The sequence below is a fragment of the Streptomyces kronopolitis genome (assembly GCF_050953795.1).
Classification (GTDB): domain Bacteria; phylum Actinomycetota; class Actinomycetes; order Streptomycetales; family Streptomycetaceae; genus Streptomyces; species Streptomyces kronopolitis_A.
Map to the genome: position 1 here is coordinate 1914421 of NZ_CP191850.1, position 18761 is coordinate 1933181.

Annotated in this window: 15 protein-coding genes; 5 read left to right on the forward strand and 10 right to left on the reverse strand. The window is 73.9% G+C overall.

Translation table 11 applies throughout. From position 1 onward, the window contains the following. Positions 1-322: 322 nt before the first annotated feature. The 6 genes from ACQP17_RS08340 to ACQP17_RS08365 form a co-directional block, all read right to left on the reverse strand. Positions 323-1804 carry an LCP family protein gene (locus ACQP17_RS08340; protein WP_433855692.1) on the reverse strand — a complete coding sequence of 494 codons (1482 nt, stop codon included), beginning with the start codon at positions 1802-1804 and terminating at the stop codon, positions 323-325. Positions 1805-2034: 230 nt separating this feature from the next. Then, positions 2035-4131, reverse strand: a complete 2097-nt coding sequence (locus ACQP17_RS08345; RefSeq protein ID WP_433855693.1) for a bifunctional polysaccharide deacetylase/glycosyltransferase family 2 protein — start codon at positions 4129-4131, stop codon at positions 2035-2037. A gap of 485 nt (positions 4132-4616) precedes the next feature. After that, positions 4617-6347 carry a DNA repair protein RecN gene (recN, locus tag ACQP17_RS08350; RefSeq protein ID WP_364880696.1) on the reverse strand — a complete coding sequence of 577 codons (1731 nt, stop codon included), beginning with the start codon at positions 6345-6347 and terminating at the stop codon, positions 4617-4619. Between the two features lie 304 nt (positions 6348-6651). After that, positions 6652-7593, reverse strand: coding sequence for an NAD kinase (locus ACQP17_RS08355; protein ID WP_433855694.1), 942 nt, complete (start codon positions 7591-7593; stop codon positions 6652-6654). Further along, on the reverse strand, positions 7590-8405 hold the full coding sequence (locus tag ACQP17_RS08360; protein WP_433855695.1) for a TlyA family RNA methyltransferase: 816 nt from the start codon (positions 8403-8405) through the stop codon (positions 7590-7592). Before ACQP17_RS08360 ends, ACQP17_RS08355 begins: the two co-directional genes overlap by 4 nt. A 7-nt stretch (positions 8406-8412) precedes the next feature. Next, positions 8413-8799 carry a hypothetical protein gene (locus ACQP17_RS08365; RefSeq protein ID WP_433855696.1) on the reverse strand — a complete coding sequence of 129 codons (387 nt, stop codon included), beginning with the start codon at positions 8797-8799 and terminating at the stop codon, positions 8413-8415. 73 nt (positions 8800-8872) lie between these two features. Here ACQP17_RS08365 and ACQP17_RS08370 point away from each other — a divergent pair, with 73 nt between their 5' ends. Then, positions 8873-9220, forward strand: a complete 348-nt coding sequence (locus ACQP17_RS08370; protein ID WP_433855697.1) for an SCP2 sterol-binding domain-containing protein — start codon at positions 8873-8875, stop codon at positions 9218-9220. On the opposite strand, the gene ACQP17_RS08375 is transcribed toward ACQP17_RS08370, so the two are convergent. The 3 genes from ACQP17_RS08375 to ACQP17_RS08385 all read right to left on the reverse strand — a co-directional run bounded on the left by ACQP17_RS08375 (position 9204) and on the right by ACQP17_RS08385 (position 12336). After that, positions 9204-10046: an ABC transporter ATP-binding protein gene (locus ACQP17_RS08375; protein ID WP_433855698.1), complete on the reverse strand. Its 843-nt coding sequence runs from the start codon at positions 10044-10046 to the stop codon at positions 9204-9206. The genes ACQP17_RS08370 and ACQP17_RS08375 overlap by 17 nt on opposite strands. Positions 10047-10144: 98 nt before the next feature. Then, entirely contained in the window at positions 10145-11290 is a 1146-nt protein-coding gene (locus tag ACQP17_RS08380) for a FecCD family ABC transporter permease (protein ID WP_433855699.1), read from the reverse strand. After that, on the reverse strand, positions 11287-12336 hold the full coding sequence (locus ACQP17_RS08385) for a FecCD family ABC transporter permease (protein ID WP_433855700.1): 1050 nt from the start codon (positions 12334-12336) through the stop codon (positions 11287-11289). Before ACQP17_RS08385 ends, ACQP17_RS08380 begins: the two co-directional genes overlap by 4 nt. 65 nt (positions 12337-12401) lie before the next feature. Here ACQP17_RS08385 and ACQP17_RS08390 point away from each other — a divergent pair, with 65 nt between their 5' ends. Together ACQP17_RS08390 and ACQP17_RS08395 are read left to right on the forward strand one after the other, a co-directional pair. After that, positions 12402-13430 (forward strand): ABC transporter substrate-binding protein, encoded by a 1029-nt coding sequence (locus tag ACQP17_RS08390; protein ID WP_433855701.1) that lies wholly within the window; start codon positions 12402-12404, stop codon positions 13428-13430. A 143-nt stretch (positions 13431-13573) separates the two neighbouring features. After that, positions 13574-14503, forward strand: a complete 930-nt coding sequence (locus tag ACQP17_RS08395; protein WP_433855702.1) for a siderophore-interacting protein — start codon at positions 13574-13576, stop codon at positions 14501-14503. Between the two features lie 85 nt (positions 14504-14588). Here the strand turns inward: ACQP17_RS08395 and ACQP17_RS08400 are convergent, their stop codons facing one another. After that, positions 14589-15614 carry an HAD-IIA family hydrolase gene (locus tag ACQP17_RS08400; RefSeq protein WP_433855703.1) on the reverse strand — a complete coding sequence of 342 codons (1026 nt, stop codon included), beginning with the start codon at positions 15612-15614 and terminating at the stop codon, positions 14589-14591. 175 nt (positions 15615-15789) lie between these two features. Here ACQP17_RS08400 and ACQP17_RS08405 point away from each other — a divergent pair, with 175 nt between their 5' ends. Further along, positions 15790-17055: a DUF1015 family protein gene (locus tag ACQP17_RS08405; RefSeq protein WP_433855704.1), complete on the forward strand. Its 1266-nt coding sequence runs from the start codon at positions 15790-15792 to the stop codon at positions 17053-17055. Positions 17056-17208: 153 nt separating this feature from the next. Continuing rightward, positions 17209-18741 carry a pyridoxal phosphate-dependent decarboxylase family protein gene (locus ACQP17_RS08410; protein ID WP_433855705.1) on the forward strand — a complete coding sequence of 511 codons (1533 nt, stop codon included), beginning with the start codon at positions 17209-17211 and terminating at the stop codon, positions 18739-18741. Positions 18742-18761 lie beyond the last annotated feature (20 nt).

The following is an 18761-nucleotide window of genomic DNA, read 5'->3' on the forward strand; positions in this document are numbered from 1 at the left end:
GGCCGGTCCGGTGGCTGGGGGTGCCGCGGCGCGCGAGCCGCACCATTCCGCCCGCCCGCGGGACGGGCCGGCGGCGGCGATTCCGCCCGGGTTCGCGCACCGCGCCCAGGATGCCAGTCCGGCGACATCAATTCGGCACCGTCGGCCCGCCGTTCCGGTGGGAAGTCTCACCCCAGCACCCACCAGATCACCCACATGGGCGACAAACCGCCCGCGCGTGTGGACGCCCCGCCGGGTGCAGCCGCTCGCCGGAGTGCGCCCGCGGCCACCACGGGGGGCGCGTGCGCCGGGCGGAGACGGCCGCCCCGGGCGGGCGGGGTGGCTAGCCCTCGGCCCTGGCCGTCACCGGCCGGTCGTCGCGCAGCTCCCCGAAGAGCTTCGGCGCCCGCCGCGCGTCCCACTTCACGGCGCTGCCCTTGGGCGTCCGGAGGTTGAGGCTGGAGACGGGGACGTGGAGGCGGGTGCCGTCGCCGGCCGAGACGCTCTTCATCGCCTTGAAGAGCGAGGTGAGGTTCCACAGGCTCATGCTCTTGTCGACGATGAGCGTGTCGAGGCCCGCGTTCATCGTGGGGTAGACCTTGGACGGGTCGAGCAGGGTGCCGGGCGTGGCCGTCTTGTGGGACAGCGCGGCCAGGAACTTCTGCTGGTTCTGGCCACGGCCGAGGTCGCCCTGGGCCTCCTGGTGGCGCTGGCGGACGAACGCGAGGGCGTCGCGGCCGTCGAGCGTGTGGCAGCCCTTGCTGAGGTTCTCGCCGGACTTCTTGTCCCTGACGGCCTTTTTCAGGCACATCGGCACCCCGCCGACCGCGTCCACTATCCCGACGAAGCCCGCGAAGCCGATCTCGGTGTAATGCCCGATGTGCAGGCCCGTGTTGTGCTCGATGGTCCGCACGAGCAGCTCGGGGCCGCCGTGCGCGAACGCCGCGTTGAGCTTGTCCTTCGACGCGGCGTAGTGCTTGCCGGTCTCGGGGCGGGTGTACGGCGGGATGGTCACCCAGGAGTCGCGCGGCAGGCTCATCATCGTGGTGCCGTGGGCGCCGGTGTGCAGCAGGATCATCGAGTCGGTGCGGCGGCCCGCGTCCGCCGAACCGCCCGTGTGCAGATGCTTCAGGTCCTTGCCGGACAGGCCCTGGCGGCTGTCGGAGCCCACGATCAGGTAGTTGGCGCCCTTGCCGGCCGCCGGCCCGCCGGCGAGCTTGCCGAGGTCGACCTCGCGCTCCAGCTTGGTGTCGGCCCAGGTGTAGGTGCCGACGGAGGTGAGCAGGGAGACGACGACCAGGAGGCCCGCGAGGCGCAGGATCCGTCGGCGGCGGGTGGGGCGGGTGGGAGGACGACGGGTGGGGCGCCGGCGCAGGGGGCCGACCGGACCGCCGGGGGCGGGGGGTCCGCCGTAGGAGCCGGGTCCGCCGTCCCCGCCGCCCGGGAAGGCCGGGCCTCCGGGAGCGGCGCCGTTCCGGGCCGGGACGCCGGTGTCGTACGGGGCGGCGGCCCGGTCGTGGTCGTAGGGGACGCCCGGGACGTGCACGCCCTGCGCGCCGTACGGGACGTCCGGGCCGTACCCGGCCTGCGCGCCGTACGTGTCCCGCACGTCGTGGGTGCCGTACGCGCCATGGGTGTCCTGCGCGCCGTATGTGCCGTACGCGCCGTACGGATCGCCGCCGTGGTCCGCGGGCAGCGGTCTGGCGGGGACCGGTTGCGGCGGGTAGGGGGCGTGCGGCCCCGGCTGCCCCGTGACGGCGTGCGCCGGCTCCGCTTCGCCGCCGTAACGGTTGATGTCGGGGGACCCGTTCAACCAGTCATTCATGGGCGGACAGTCTGCATGCCCACGAGCCCTTCACCAAATGGCCGGTAATTGCGCACCGGAGGACGCACCTTCGGGGGAGGAAAGCGGATATTTCGTGCGGTCGGGCGAAGGATACGGGCGGGATCGCCGTGCGAAGGGCGGGATGCGCGGGGGTCGGGGGGCGTGCGACGGCGCCCGCCCGGGGCCGGGGGCGGGCCCCGTGTGACGGAACCCACCCCCGGCCGGCCCGTTCACCGCGACGACAGGCTCTCGTACGCCACCGGCTCCCCGATCGTCTGCGCGGCCGTTCCCGAGCGGTGCATCCGCTGCCACTTCAGACGGGAGCCGAGCAGCAGCGCCACCACGGACTGGATGACCACGAGGTACATCAGCTGCCGGTAGACCAGCAGTTGGAACGGCATCGCCCACAGCACCCGCATCTTCTCGCCGTCCAGTCGCAGCGCGTATCCGGCGCAGACCAGTTGGACGAGCAGGAAGCCGCACCAGACGCCGGCCGACTGCCAGGGGCCGAGGAAGAGCAGCCCGTACAGCGCGAAGATGTCGACGATCGGCGCGAACAGCGGCAGGGCGATCTGGAACAGGGCGAGGTAGCTCAGCCCGCGGCGGCCGAAGCGCCCGGCCGGCCCCATCTGGAGGACGGCCCCGCGGTGCTTCCACACGGCCTGGATCGTGCCGTAGCACCAGCGGTAGCGCTGCCGCCACAGCTGGCGCAGCGAGGTGGGCACCTCGGTCCAGGCGACGGCGGACTCCTCGTAGACCACCCGCCAGCCGGCCTGCCACAGGGCCATCGTCAGGTCGGTGTCCTCGGCGAGGGTGTCCTCGCTGACCCCGCCGATGCCCAGCAGCGCGTCCCGGCGGAAGGCACCGATCGCGCCGGGGACGGTCGGCATGCACTCCAGCACCTCGAACATCCGGCGGTCGAGGTTGAACCCGAAGACGTACTCCAGGTGCTGCCATCTGCCCAGCAGCCGGCGCCGGTTGCCCACCTTGGTGTTGCCGCTGACCGCGCCGACGGCCGGGTGGGCGAGCGGCTGGACGAGGCAGTGGATGGCGTCCGGCTCGAAGACGGTATCGGCGTCGACCATGACCACGATGTCGTGCCGGGCGTGCGCCAGACCGGTGTTGAGGGCGGCCGCCTTGCCCGCGTTGGACTGCCGGATCACGCTCACCCGCGGGTCGTCGATCCGGGCGGCGAGGTCCGCCGTCCGGTCCGTCGATCCGTCGTCGATCACGATGACCTGCAGCCGGTGGTGGGTGGAGGCGAGCAGCGAGTGGACGGTGGACTCGATGCCCGCCTCTTCGTTGTAGGCGGGGACCAGAACCGTCACCGGTTGGGTGATCTCCCGCAGCCGGGGTGATCCGGGGCGGAAGCGGGTCAGCCGCCGGACATGGGCGCGGGCGAGGAACACCAGCATCGCCAGCCGCAGCAGCCCCAGCCCGCCCGCGATGGCGAGCACCCAGGCCATCCCGCTGACGAAGGCGTGGCCCAGGGCCTTCGCCCAGATCAGGGCCGTGCCCGACCAGCGCGCCGGGCCGCTGACCGGTTCTTCGGGCGGGGGCTGGCGGACGCCGTCCGTCACGGTCGTGAACTTCTTGACGCGCGGGTTGTCGAGCAGCTCCTTGCTGCCCAGGTACGCGAGGTCGTTCTGGCTGAACTGGCGGATCACGCCCTGCGACGGATTGCGGTACCACCGGTCGGCGGCGACCAGCGTGTAGCCCTGCGCACCGGCCTTCTTCGCGGCCTGCCACTCGGGGCCGCACAGGGTGTCCACCGCGGTGGTCTGCGGCAGCCGCAGCAGCTTGGTGTGGATGCCCGCGCTGCCCGCCAGCGCCTTCTGGGTGAGCGAGAGCTCCAGCGAGGCGCGCAGCGGCGAGGAGGCGCCCATGGCGCCCCCGGTGTAGCTGTTGGAGCCGATCTCATGGCCCTCCGCCCGGATCCGCCGCACCAGGTCGGGGTACTGGGCCGCCTGGGAGCCGCGGAGGAAGAACGTGGCGTGGGCGTGGTGCGCGCGCAGCAGTTTCAGCAGCCGCGGCGTCCACACGGGGTCGGGTCCGCCGTCATAGGTGAGCGCCACCGTACGGGCCGGCACCCCGGACGACTCCGTCCGCCCGTCGTGGAACCGCAGCACCGGGCCGCCCTTGTCGACGGACCGGGGCACGGGGCCGGCGCAGTCCTTGCGCGTTTTCGCGGCGTCGACCTCATGAGTGGTCCAGCCCTCGAAGAGCAGGGCGCCGAACATCACCGGCAGCACCAGGAGCAGCAGCAGCCAGTGGCCGCGCGGGTCGCGGGACTGCCGGTGCCGGGCGCGGTTCGCGCGGCGCCTCACAGCGCCCCCGGGACCCCGGAAGCAGGCATCGCAGGAGTACCTCTTCGGACAGCAGGGGCCAACCGGTCACGGACGACGGCATCGCGGGGGTTCCGCGGCGCCCGGACGCGACGGGCGGAAGCATCGGCGCATGAACGGTCATCGCCTATTTTGTGCCGTTTTGTATACCATCTGGCCTCACACATGGTGGGCGAGTTTACTCATGGCCCCTCCGGGGCACGCACCGCGGATCATGCCCGTCGGGGCCGTACGCAGGGGGTTGTCACCCCGGCACAAGCGGTGGCCCGCGGCGCGCGCGAGGCCCGGCACGACCGCCCCGGCCGCCCCTGACGCCCCGCCGGACGGCCTGCGCGCGACGGGGCGGACCGGTGGCACAGCCCGCGCGTCCGCCGCCGGCCGGCGGCGGACGCGCGGAAGAGACTCTGCTCACATACGGAGGGCGCGGGGCCGGGGCCCGGTCCGCGGACCCGGTCCGCGGACACGCCCTAGCTTCCCGTGCGCGCCGTTTCCAAAAGCTCCTCGGCGTGCGCGCGGGCCGTCTCGGAGTCCTCCTGGCCGGCCAGCATCCGGGAGAGTTCCCGGACCCGCTCCTCGCCCTCCAGGACGGTGACCCCGCTCCTGGTGACCGAGCCGTCGTTCGTCTTGGCCACCAGCAGCTGGCGGTCCGCGAACGCCGCGACCTGCGGGAGGTGCGTGACCACCACGACCTGCGCCTTCTTCGCGAGCCGGGCCAGCCGCCTGCCGACCTCGACCGCCGCCTTGCCGCCGACCCCCGCGTCGACCTCGTCGAACAAATAGGTCGGTACCGGGTCGGACCCGGCGAAGACCACCTCGACGGCGAGCATCACCCGGGAGAGCTCACCGCCGGAGGCCCCCTTGGCGATCGGCCGGGGCGGCGCTCCCGGGTGCGGTGCCAGCAGGAGTTCGACCTCGTCGGCCCCGGCCGGTCCGTAGGCCACGGTGCGGCCGCCGACCTCGATGCCGTCGGCGTCGTCCCCGGCGACCTCGCTCTGGCGGATCTCGACGGTGACCCGGGCGTGCGGCATGGCGAGTTCGGCGAGTTCCGCGGTGACCGCGTCGGCGAAGCGGGCGGCCGAGGCGGTGCGGGCGTCGGTCAGCGTCTGGGCCAGCTCGCCCAGTTCGGTGCGCAGCGCGTCCCGCTCGGCGGTCAGCTCGCCGATCCGGTCGTCGTCGCCGTCCAGCTCCGCGAGCCGGGCGGCGCCGTCCTGGGACCAGGCGAGCACCGCGGTGATGTCCTGGCCGTACTTGCGGGTGAGGTGGCCCAGGGCGGCGCGGCGCTCCTCGACGGCGGCCAGCCGCAGCGGGTCGGCGTCCAGGCCGTCCGCGTAACTTGCGAGTTCGCCGGCCACGTCCGCCATCAGGATGCCGATCTCGCCGAGCCGCTCGGCGAGCGTGGCGAGATCCTGGTCGTGGCTGCGGACGGCCTCCAGGGCGCGGTGGGCGCCGGCGACCAGGGTGGTGGCGTCGACGCCCTCGGGGTCCTCGGGGTTGCCGGCCAGCGCGGCGTGCGCGACGGTCGCGGCGGAGGCCAGCGCCTCGGCGTGACCGAGCCGCTCGGCCTCGGCGGCGAGTTCGGTGTCCTCACCGGGCAGGGGTTCGGCCGCCGCGATCTCGTCGAGGCCGAAGCGCAGCAGATCGGCTTCCTGGGAACGTTCCCGGGCCCGCGTCGTCAGCTCGTCCAGCTCGGTGGCGACGGCACGCAGCCGGCGGTGGGCCGCGGTGTACTTGGCGAGCGGGACGGCGACCGCGTCCCCGGCGTAGCGGTCCAGGGCCTGGCGCTGCCGGGCGGGCCGCAGCAGGCCCTGCTGGTCGGTCTGGCCGTGCACGGCGACCAGGTCGTCGGCGAGCTCCGCCAGCAGGCCGACCGGCACCGAACGGCCGCCGACGTGGGCGCGCGAGCGGCCCTCCGCGGAGAGGGTGCGGCTGATCAGCAGCGCCCCGTCGTCCAGCTCGGCGCCGGCCTCCTCGGCACGTACCGCGGCCGGGGCATGGGAGGCGACGCTGATCCTGCCCTCCACGACGGCCGACTTGGCGCCGATCCGCACCAGGGCGGGGTCGGCGCGCCCGCCGAGCAGCAGGCCGAGGCTGGTGACGACCATGGTCTTGCCGGCGCCCGTCTCGCCGGTCACCGCCGTGAAGCCGGGGGACAGCTCGACAACGGCGTCATCAATGACACCCAGGGACCGGATCCGCATCTCCTCCAACACGGATACGACCTTACGAGGTCCCGGGGCCGCCCCGCGACGGCCTCCCCTCACTCCTGTCCCCCGCCCCGCGGAAAACCGCCCCGCACCAGGGGCGGACGCCGTGGCGGCCGGGCCTGGGCCCGGCCGTCACACCGCTCACCGTCCGCACCGGACGAGATGCCCATGTCCGGCGGATCGGTGCATACGACGGTGCGCGGGCCCCGGCACGCGCCGCCACCGGCCCGGCGACGGGCACGGTACGGCCGGGCGCCGCCCCGCCCGTCCCCCGCCGCCCCGTCCGTCGGAGCGGCCCCTACTGCGGTGCGCCGCGCCAGCCCGCCACCGGGAGCGCGAACTTGGCGACCAGGCGGTCGGTGAAGGAGGCGTGGTGCAGCCGGGCCAGGCGTACGGGGACGGCGCCGCGGCGGACCTCGACGCGGGCGCCGGCGGGGAGTTCGACGCTGCGGCGGCCGTCGCACCACAGGACGCCGTGCGGGGTCTTCGGCTGGACCTCGACGGCCAGGACCGAACGCGGCGAGGTCACCAACGGCTTGGCGAACAGGGCGTGCGCGCTGATCGGGACCATCAGCAGGGCCTCGACCTCGGGCCAGACCACCGGGCCGCCGGCCGAGAAGGCGTAGGCGGTGGAGCCGGTGGGGGTCGCGCAGACCACGCCGTCGCCGCCGAAGCGTGAGACGGGCCGGCCGTCGACCTCGGTCACCACCTCCAGCATCCGCTCGCGCGCCGCCTTCTCCACCGACGCCTCGTTCAGGGCCCAGTCGGTGTGCACCACATTGCCGTTGTTGCGGACGAGGACGTCCAGCGTCATCCGCTCCTCGACCTCGTAGGCGCGGGTGACGACCCGGTCGACGACCTTGTCGAGGTCGTCCCGCTCGGCCTCGGCGAGGAAGCCGACGCGGCCGAGGTTGACGCCGAGCATCGGGACCCCGGACGACCGGGCGAAGTCGGCGCCGCGCAGCAGCGTGCCGTCCCCGCCCAGCACCACCAGCAGTTCACAGCCCTCGGCCGTGCACTGCTCGGAGTCGACACGCTCGACCGACGGCGGCAGCGGCAGGTCCGCGGCCTCCTCCGCCAGGACCCGCACCCCGATGCCGCAGCGCAACAGGCCCTGGACGACGAGTTCGGCGCTGCGGATGGCCGCCGGGCGGCCCGTGTGCGCGAGCAGGAACACCGTCCGCCCGGCACCGCTGTTCTCGTGTGCTGCGCTGCCTTCAACTGCCTGGGTAGTGGTCAACGAGGCCCCTCCGCCACTGCACGGTCGACGTCCGCCGGGTCGAGTGCAGGCGCCCCGGCGCGCAGCCACAGAAAGTACTCGACATTCCCCGACGGACCCGGCAGCGGGCTCGCAGTTACGCCAAGTACGCCAAATCCGAGGGCGGCCGCCCGCTCGGCGACGGCACACACCGCCTCGGCGCGCAGCTGCGCGCTGCGCACCACCCCGCCGCTGCCCAACCGCTCCTTGCCGACCTCGAACTGCGGCTTGACCATCAGCACCAGGTCCGCGTCGGGCGCCGCGCAGGCGGCCAGCGCGGGCAGGACGAGTCCCAGCGGGATGAACGAGAGATCGCCGACGACCAGATCGACGGGCTGCGCGTCGATCTGGTCGAGGGTCAGTTCCCGTACGTTGGTGCGGTCCTTGACGGTGACCCGCTCGTCGCTCTGCAGCGACCAGGCGAGCTGCCCGTACCCGACGTCGACGGCGACCACATGGCCGGCGCCGGCCCGCAGCAGGACATCGGTGAAGCCGCCGGTCGAGGCGCCGGCGTCCAGCGCCCGGCGGCCCTCGATCCGCAGCCCGCGCGGGACGAAGGCGGCGAGGGCGCCGGCGAGCTTGTGCCCGCCGCGCGAGACGTACTCCGGATCGCTCTCGTCGGCGCGGACGACCACGGCCGCGGCGGTCTCGACCTGGGTGGCCGGTTTCGTCGCCGTCGCCCCGCCCACCGTCACCCGGCCCGCGGCGATCAGCTGGCTGGCGTGCTCGCGCGAACGGGCCAGCTTGCGGCGCACCAGCTCCGCGTCGAGTCGGCGTCGTGCCACTCCTGCCACCTGTGGTTCAGCTCCTGTTGTCGTGCGTCGTACCGTGCGTCGGGGAACCCGCGGACGGTGCGGGCGGCCCGGGGTGCTGGTCGAGGGCGGCCAGCACGTCACGCAGCCCACGGTGCACATCCTCGTACACCGGGAGATGTCCCTCGGCGGGGAGGTGGTCGGCATCGGCCAGCCGCCGCAGCCGGGCGTCGACCGCGGCCTGGCCGGTGGGGGTCACGCCCACCCCGAGGGGCCGCGGCCCGGCGGGAGAGTCCGGCCCGGCGTCCGTGCCCGGCCCCGGGTCCTGCGGTGCGTTCCCCGCTCCCCCGGCCCGGGGCTCCACGGGCTCTGTCGGCCCCCTGGCCCCGGCGTCCGCGGGTGCCTCCGGCTCCGGGCCGGACATCGGCTGTTCCATGCCCCGACGCTACCTCGACGAAGGCCGCCGGGGACGAACGAGCCGTCCCCGACCTGGCGTATCGTCGCTACCGATGGCAACCCTCGACCAGTGCCGCGCCGCTCTCGACCGGCTGGCCCAGAACATGTCCTCGGCCGACGGCAGGGTCCGCGGCGCCACCGCGGTCCACCGTTCGCTCAGCTGCCGCATCACCGACCTCGATGTGACCTTCGTCGGACGACTGGCCGACGGCACCATCCGGGACGTCACCGGCGTCCCCGGCCCGCCCCCGCACAAGGCCGACATCCGCCTGACCATGACCGGCGACGATCTGGTGGCCCTGGTGGACGGGGAGCTGAACTTCGCCCGGGCCTGGAGCAGCGGCCGCGTCAAGCTGGAGGCCGGCCTGCGCGACCTGCTGCGGCTCAGGACGCTGCTGTGACCGCCGCCCCGCCCGGTGCCGGCGCGGCCGCGGACCGGCCGCGGCGCCGGCGGGCGGCGGGGACGACCAGCGGGGTGCCGGTCTCCGGGTCCTCGATGACCTGACAGGCGAGCCCGAAGACCCGCTCCACCAGCTCCGCCGTGACGATCTCGCCCGGCGCGCCCTCCGCGACGACGGCACCGTCCTTCATGGCGATGAGGTGGGTCGCGTACCGGGCGGCGTGGTTGAGGTCGTGCAGCACCGCGACCAGGGTGCGCCCCTGCTCCTCGTGGAGTTCCGCGCACAGGTCCAGCACCTCGATCTGGTGCTGGATGTCCAGATAGGTCGTCGGCTCGTCCAGCAGGAACAGCGGTGTCTGCTGGGCGAGGGCCATCGCGATCCACACCCGCTGGCGCTGCCCGCCGGACAGCTCGTCGACGCAGCGCTCGGCCAGCGCGTCCACGCCGGTGGCCGCCATCGACTCCCCGACGATCCGCTCGTCCCGCTCCGACCACTGCCGCAGCAGCCCCTGGTGGGGGTAGCGGCCGCGGGCGACCAGGTCGGCCACGGTGATGCCGTCCGGGGCGATCGAGGACTGCGGGAGCAGCCCGAGCGTCCTGGCGACCTTCTTGGCCGGCTGCGAGGAGACCGCGGAGCCGTCCAGCAGCACCGCTCCGGCGGCCGGCTTCAGCATCCGCGACAGCGCGCGCAGCAGCGTGGACTTGCCACAGGCGTTCGGGCCGACGATGACCGTGAACGAGCGGTCGGGGACGGCGACCGAGAGGTTCTCGGCGATGACCCGCTGGTCGTAGGCGAGGGTGACCTGCTCGGCCGTGAGGCGGCTCACGTCTGCACTCCTGGGGGTTGTGGTGTCACTGCTGTGCTCGGGGACGGGCCGCGCCGTCGCCCGGGCCGTCCGGCGGCGGGGCCGGTCCGCCGCGCCGCTCATATCCGTCCCGCCCTGCGCTCCGTGACCAGCAGCCACAACAGGTAGCCGCCGCCGAGGAGGCCGGTGAGCACCCCCACGGGCAGCTGGTCCGCGCCGAAGAGCTGCTGCGAGGACCAGTCGGCGGCGACCAGCAGCGCGGCTCCCATCAGGGCGGAGGGCAGCAGGTTGGGGCCGGGCGACCTGGTGAGCCGGCGGGCCAGCTGGGGTGCGCTGAGCGCCACGAAGGAGATCGGCCCGGCGGCGGCGGTGGCCACGGCGACGAGCAGGACCGCCGCGGCCAGCGCGACGATGCGGACCCGGTCGACCCGCACGCCCAGCGCGCAGGCCGCGTCATCGCCCATCTCCAGCATGCGCAGCCCGCGTCCGCGGCCCAGCAGCAGCGGCACGAGGAAGGCGCAGACGGCGGCCACCGGCCAGACCTGGTCCCAGTCACGGCCGTTGAGGGTGCCGGTCATCCAGGTGGTGGCCCGGGTCGCCTCGACGATGTTGGCCTTGGTCATGAGGAAGAGCACCACCGCGTAGAGCATCGCGCTGACGCCGATGCCGACCAGCACGAAGCGGTAGCCGTGGATGCCGCGCTGCCAGGCCAGCAGGAAGATGGCGAGGCCGGTGACCAGGCCGCCGGCGGCCGCGCCGGCGGCGACCGCGAAGCCGCCGTCCTGGCCGTAGACGATGACGGCCAGTGCGCCGACGGACGAGCCCTGGGTGAGGCCGAGGACGTCCGGACTGCCCAGCGGATTGCGCGAGACGGTCTGGAAGACCGCCCCGGATATCCCGAACGCGGCGCCGACCAGCAGCCCCACCAGCACCCTCGGCAGCCGCAGGTCCTGCACGATGAACCGCTGGCCGGCGTCGCCGCCGCCGGTCAGGGTGGCGAGCACCTCGGACGGCGTCATCGGGTAGTCGCCGGAGCCGATCAGCGCGACGCCGGCGGCCAGCGCGAGGGCCAGCAGCAGCACCCCGGTCCACAGGGCGCGCGGGTCCAGGCGCAGCGAGAGCCCGCCCGCGGTGCGCACCGTCCGGGTCCGCCGGGCCGCTCCCGCCGTGGCCCCCTTCTTCCGCAGCGATGCGGTCTCCCGCGCAGTGTTGTCCTGCCCGGTGGTCCGCCCGGTGGTCTGCCCGGATTTCACGGTCGCGCTCACAGCTGGGCCAACCTCCGACGCCGTACGAGAAAGATGAAGACCGGCCCGCCGACGAGGGCCGTGACGATGCCGACCTGGAGTTCGCCGGGCCGGGCCACCACCCGGCCGAGCACATCCGCGCCGACCAGCAGCACCGGTGCGAGCACCGCGGAGTACGGCAGGATCCAGCGCAGGTCGGGGCCGGTGAGTGCCCGGACGGCGTGCGGAACCATCAGGCCCACGTAGACGATCGGGCCGCAGGCGGCGGTCGCCCCGCCGCACAGCAGGGTGACGGTGAGCATCGCCAGCACCCGGGTGCGGGTCAGCCGGGTGCCCAGCGCCCGCGCCTGGTCGTCGCCGAGCGCGAGGGCGTTCAGCGGCCGGGCGAGCAGCAGCGCGAGGAGGGCGCCGACCGCCAGGAACGGCGCGATCCGGGTGACCGTCGGCATCGTGGCCGCGGCCAGCGAACCCACCGTCCAAAAGCGCATCTTGTCCAGCGCCGCGGTGTCCAGCAGGTTGACCGCGTTGATGTAGCCGATGAGGACGGCGCTCAGCGCGGTGCCGGCGAGGGCGAGCCGGACGGGCGTGGCGCTGCGGGTGCCGCCGAGGACGTACACCGCGACGGAGACCACCGCGGCGCCGGCGAACGCCCACCACACATAGCCGGCCAGCGAGGTGACGCCGAAGAAGCTGATGGCGGTGACGACCGCGGCCGAGGCGCCGGCGTTGATGCCGAGGACTCCGGGGTCCGCCAGGGGGTTGCGGGTCAGCGCCTGCATGACCGTGCCGGCCAGGCCGAGGGCGGCGCCGACCAGCAGGCCGAGCAGGGTGCGGGGGTAGCGCACGTCGCGGATGACCACGTCGGTGTCGGAGCCGGAGTAGTGGAACACCCCGTGCCACACCTGGTCGAGGGGGATCTGTTTCGCGCCGACCGCGATGCCGAGGACGGTGACGACGGCCAGGACGGCCACCGAGGCGACCAGCCCCGCGAAGCGCAGGGCCTGCCGTCGCCGTGGTGGCACCGGGGCCGGGGCGGCCGGTGCTTCGGGGGGACTGTCAACCAACACGACAGTTAGGTTAGCCTACCCTCACATTCTCCGTGCAGGCCCTCCCAGAGAGAAGCGCAGCCACCATGAGTTCCTCCCGAAGCACCTCTTTGTCCCGTCGCGGCATCCTGGCCGCGGGCGGCGCCGTCGGCATCGGCGCCCTGCTGGCCGCCTGTGGCGGGGGCAAGGGCGCGGGAGGCACCAACGGCGCCGACGGGAAGGGCTCCTGGAGCTTCACCGACGACCGCAGGAAGAAGGTGTCCCTCGCCGGCAGACCGCGCCGCATCGTCGCCTTCACCGGCACCGCGGCCGCGCTGCACGACTTCGGGATCGATGACCAGATCGTCGGCGTCTTCGGCCCCACCAAGCTGAAGAACGGCAAGCCCGACCCGCAGGCCGGCGACCTGGACATCCACAAGGTCACCATCCTGGGCAACGCCTACAACCAGTTCAACGTCGAGAAGTACGCGTCCCTGCTCCCCGAGCTGCTGGTCACCAACATGTACGAGCCGAACGCGCTGTGGTTCGTGCCGGACGAGAGCAAGGACAAGATCACCTCGCTGGCCAAGACGGTGGCCCTGACCTCGTCCCGCACCCCGCTGAACAAGATCATCGAGCGTTACGCCGAGCTGGCCGAGTCGCTCGGCGCCGACCTGCGGGCCAAGAAGGTCACCGACGCCAAGGCCCGCTTCGAGAAGGCCTCCGCGTCGCTGCGCAAGGCCGCCAAGGCGCACCCGGTCAAGGTGCTCGCCTGCTCCGGCAGCCCGGACCTCTTCTACGCCTCCAACCCGGGCATCAACGCCGACCTCATGTACTACAAGTCCCTCGGCGTCGACCTGGTCGTCCCCGACCACCTGGACAAGGGCGGCTATTTTGAGAGCCTGAGCTGGGAGAACGCGGACAAGTACCGGGCCGATGTCCTGCTGCTGGACAACCGGACCGCCACCCTCCAGCCCAAGGACCTGGCCGCCAAGCCCTCCTGGTCCAAGCTGCCCGCCGTCAAGGCCCACCAGATCACCCCGTGGTCGAGCGAGCCGCGCTTCTCCTACGCGGGCGCCGCCCCGCTCATCGAGTCGCTGGCCAAGGCGATCGAGGGCGCCCGGAAGGTCAACTGACGCACGGCCGGGGCACCCCGGCGGCCGGGCCACGACAACTCCGGCCGCCGGCCCGGCCCCTGCCCCGGCCGCGACACCCGCCCCGAAGAAGCACCGCACCACCGCCCCCGCACCACCGCAGTCCGTCCCGGGAGGTTCCCCGCATGACCACGACCGCCGCCCCCGCCACCACGCCGTTCCGCTTCTTCGAGGTCCAGGTCCTCCGCACCCGGCGGCTGGGGCCGTCCATGGTGCGGGTCACCTTCGGCGGCGACCGGCTGGACGAACTCGCGTCCGGCGGTCGTGACCAGCGTTTCAAGCTCTTCCTCCCGCAACCCCACCAGGACCGCCCGGTCTTCCACGACACCGGCGACGGCTGGTACACCACCTGGCGGGCCCAGGACCCGGCCGAGCGCCCGGTGATGCGCTCGTACACGATCCGCGAACAGCGCCACGACCCGGCGGAGTTCGACGTCGACTTCGCCCTGCACGGCGCGGAGCCGGCGGCCTCCCCCAAGCTCTCCACTCCGTTCGAGCAGGGAGGTGCCCCCACCACCGCGGGCGGACCGGCCTCCCGCTGGGCCGCCCGGGCCCGGCCCGGCGACCGGCTGACCGTGCTCGCCCCGGCCGTCGAGGACAACGGCGGGGTCGACTTCCGGCCGCCGACGGGCACCGACTGGATCCTGCTCACCGGTGACACCACGGCGCTGCCCGCGATCGCCGGCATCCTGTCCTGGCTCTCCCCCGGAACCCGCGCCAAGGTGTGGATCGAGATCGCGCACGAGGACGACCGGCAGGAGCTGCCGTCCTTCGCCGACACCGACGTCAGCTGGCTGGTCCGCGACGGGGCCACCGCCGCACCGGGTGGCCCGGTGCTCGACGCACTGCGCGCCGCCGACCTGCCCGGGGGCACCCCCTACGCCTGGGTCGCCGGCGAGGCCGGGACCGTCAAGGCCGTGCGCCGCCACCTGGTCCGCGAGCGCGGCATCGACCGCCGGGCGGTCACGTTCACCGGCTACTGGCGGCGCGGCGCCACCGAGGAGGACCTGCTCGCGGAGCTGACGGCCGCGGCGGCCGCGCGCCAGGGCGACTGAGCCGCCGGCCGCCGCACGACGCCGCGGCCGAGGGGCCCGCGACGGCCGGGGCGCACCGCGCACCGCACCGCCGGGGCCCCGCCCCTCACATCCCGATCCGGGCCAGCGCCTTGCCCGCGTCCGCCGCGCAACTGCCGTCCCCCGCAGCCGTCCAGGCCGCCGCGCACAGCGCCCGCAGCCCGTCCAGCGGCTCGCCCTCACCCGTCACCGCGAGGGTGTCCCCGGACGCCCCGGCCCGCCAGCCGCCGCACCGGAACCCGTCCCCGTCCGCGGTCACCGCGGGCTGCGGGGTGAGCAGTCCGCGCAGATCGGCGTCCACATAGGCGGGACGGTGCGGCGGCGGGGCGGCCAGCAGCGCGGCCGGGGTGGTGACGCCGGTGAGCACCAGCAGCGAGTCCACCCCGCCGTTGGTGGCGCCCTCGATGTCCGTGTCGAGCCGGTCGCCGATCACCAGCGGCCGCCGCGCGCCGGTCCGCAGCACCGTCTCGCGGTGCATCGGCGGCTGCGGCTTGCCCGCCACCTGCGGCGATCCGCCCGCCGCGATCCGCACCGCCTCGACCAACGCGCCGTTGCCCGGGGCGATCCCGCGTTCCTTGGGAATGGTGAGATCCGTGTTGGACGCGAACCACGGCACCCCGCGCTGCACCGCGTACGCCGCCTCCGCCAGCCGCGTCCAGTCCAGCGCGGGATCGAAGCCCTGCACCACCGCCGCCGGATCGTCGTCCGCGGAGGTGACCGGTTCCAGGCCGCGCTCGCGCAGCGCCACCAGCAGCCCCTCGCCGCCGATCGCCAGCACCCGCGCGCCCGCCGGGACCTGCTCGGAGATCAGCCGGGCCACCGCCTGCGCCGAGGTGATCACATCCTCGGCACCGGTCGGCAGCCCGAAAACGGACAGCTGGCCGGCCACGGCCTGCGGGGTCCGGGCGGCATTATTGGTCACATAGGCGAGGTGCATCCCGCCGTCCCGCGCGGTGGTCAGCGACGCGACCGCGTGCGCGATGGCCTGTCCGCCGGCGTAGACGACACCGTCCAGATCCAGCAGCGCGGTGTCATACGCCTCGTTCAGCGCGTGCCGGCACCCGTCGGGCTGCCTGCGAACCTGCTCGTTCATGCCGTCTCGCTCCTCGCTTCCGCACGTCCGCGAAGGGATTTGCCGCCCCGCCGGGGGCGCACTCGCCGCCCGGGACCGGTGCGCGGCCCTCCGCTTGGCACCTACCGGCATTTCCGGCCAGGTACCGGCTGTCCCCCGATCTTCCCTCATCGGCCGGGCGGCATAGCATTCTTCAATGACCCGTACCGACGGCCTCCGCCTCCTCCCGTTCCGCGGACTGCGTTACGACCGGGACCGCGTCAGCAGCCTGACCGCCGTGACCTCCCCGCCCTATGACGTGGTGGTCCGGCCGGACGGCGTGCGCCACCTGGAGACCGCCGACCCGTACAACATCGTCCGGCTGATCCTCCCGCACGCCGCCGACCCCACCGACCGCCACCGCCAGGCCGCCGACACCCTGCGCCGCTGGCGTGCGGAGGGCGTGCTGCGGCAGGACGCCGAGCCCGCGCTGTACGTCTACGAGCAGCGCGCCGGCGAGGTGCTGCAGCGCGGCCTGATCGGGGCGCTGCGGCTGGACGGCCCGGTGCTGCCGCACGAGGGGGTCATCCCGGAGGTGGTCGAGGACCGGGCCGCGCTGATGCGCGCGGCGGCCGCCAACTTCGAGCCGCTGCTGCTGTCCTACCGCGGCGAGGGCACCGCGACCGGCGCCGCCGCGGTCATCGAGCGCGTGGTGGGCGAGGAGCCGCTGCTCGCGACCGTCACCGAGGACGGCTTCGCGCACCGCCTGTGGGCGGTCACCGACCCGGCCGACCTCACCGCCGTCGACGACGACCTCTCCTGCCGGCAGGCCCTGATCGCCGACGGCCACCACCGCTGGGCGACCTACCAGCGCCTCCACGAGCAGCAGTCCGGCGCCGGCGACGCCTCCCCCTGGGCCTCCGGCCTGGTGCTGCTGGTCGACACCGCCCGCTATCCGCTCCAGGTCCGCGCGATCCACCGGGTGCTGCCGCATCTGCCGCCCGCCAAGGCGCTGGCGGATCTGGCCGGTTCGTTCCGCGCCCGTGCGCTGCCGGGCGAGCTGTCCGCCGCCCTGGAGGTGCTGGAGGAGACGCCCGGCACCGCCTTCGTCCTCGCCGGCGGCCCGGACTCCTTCCACCTCCTGGACCGCCCCGACCCCGCGCTGCTGGACCGTACGATCCGCCGGGACCGGCCCGAGGCCTGGCGGCAGCTGGACGCCACGGTGCTGCACTCCGTCCTGCTGGACGAGGTCTGGCACATCCCCGACCACCCCTCGGACATCGGCTATCTCCATCACACCGGGGCCGCGGTCGAACAGGCCGCCCGGCACGGCGGCACCGCGGTCCTGATGCGCGCCACCTCCGAGGAGACGGTCCGTCAGCTCGCCGAGCGGGGCGTGACGATGCCGCGGAAGTCCACGTCCTTCGGCCCCAAGCCGGCCACCGGCCTGGTCCTGCGCACCCTGGAGAACACCGGCGACTGACCCCCCGCGCCGCCCCGCCGCGGCACCGCCCACCCACTCGCGCTCGGGTTAGGTTAGGCTTACCTAACCACGTCGCGGGCGGGCCTCCCTGCCCCTGCGCACAACCCACCCTGCGCAGCACGTGGTCAACTCCGCACCAGGGAGGACTTCGTCATGAGTCTCCTCGCGCACTCCGCCGAGGACCCGGCCGACGGCCGGACACATCTGCTCCACAACGGCACGGCGCACCGCTACCAGCGCACGGTCACCGAGGCCGTCACCCGGATCGGCGCCAAAATCGCCGGCACCACCCGCCCGTTCACCGGCGTCACCGTCGACGGCCTCACCCCCACCGTCTCCGGCGTCGACCTGGACGCACCGCTGCACGACGCGGCCGCCGCGCTCGACGAGCTCGAAGACGTCTACCTCCGCGACGCCGTCTACTTCCACCACCCGCGCTACCTCGCCCACCTCAACTGCCCCGTGGTGATCCCGGCCCTGGTCGGCGAGGCCGTACTGGCCGCCGTCAACTCCTCCCTGGACACCTGGGACCAGAGCGCCGGCGGCACCCTCATCGAGCGCCGGCTGATCGACTGGACGGCCGGGCGGATCGGCCTCGGCGAGCGGGCCGACGGCATCTTCACCAGCGGCGGCAGCCAGTCCAACCTCCAGGCCATGCTGCTCGCCCGGGACGAGGCCTGCCGCCGCGCGCTCACCGGCGGCGAGCTGCCCGACGACGCCCGGGCCTCCGACGTCCTGCCGCGGCTGCGCATCCTCACCTCCGCCTGCAGCCACTTCAGCATCCACAAGGCGGCCACCCTCCTCGGCCTGGGCGCGGACGCCGTCATCGCCGTCCCCTGCGACGAGCAGAAGCGGATGCGCACCACCGACCTGGCCGCCGAGCTGGCACGCTGCCGCCGCGAGGGCCTGATACCCATGGCCGTCGTCGCGACGGCCGGCACCACCGACTTCGGCTCGATCGACCCGCTCCCCGAGATCGCCGGACTGTGCGCCGGATACGGCACCTGGATGCACGTCGACGCCGCCTACGGCTGCGGACTGCTGGTCTCCCGCCGCCGCGAGCTGCTGGCCGGCATCGAGCACGCCGACTCGGTGACCGTCGACTACCACAAGTCCTTCTTCCAGCCGGTCAGTTCGAGCGCGGTCCTGGTCCGCGAGCGCGACACGCTGCGGCACGTCACCTACCACGCGGACTACCTCAACCCGCGCCGGATGGTCGAGCAGCGCATCCCCAACCAGGTCGACAAATCACTCCAGACCACCCGCCGCTTCGACGCCCTCAAGCTCTGGCTCACCCTGCGCATCATGGGCGCCCCCGCCCTCGGCGCGCTCTTCGACGAGGTCATCGACCGCGCCGCCGACGCCTGGAAGCTGCTGGCCGACGACCCCCGCTTCGAGGTCGTCGTCGAGCCCCGGCTGAGCACCCTGGTCTTCCGCTACGTCCCCAGCACCGACCAGGACCCCGACCTCAGCGACCAGGTCAATCTGCACGCCCGGGACGCCCTGTTCGCCTCCGGCGACGCGATCGTGGCGGGCACCACCGTCGGCGGCCGCCACTTCCTGAAGTTCACCCTGCTCAACCCGGAGACCACGCTGGAGGACATCGCCACCGTCCTCGATCTGATCGCCGAGCACGCCGGCAGCTACCTCGCCGCACGCCCCCGCCCGACGCTCAGCGCGCGCTGACCCTCCCACCGCCGACACCA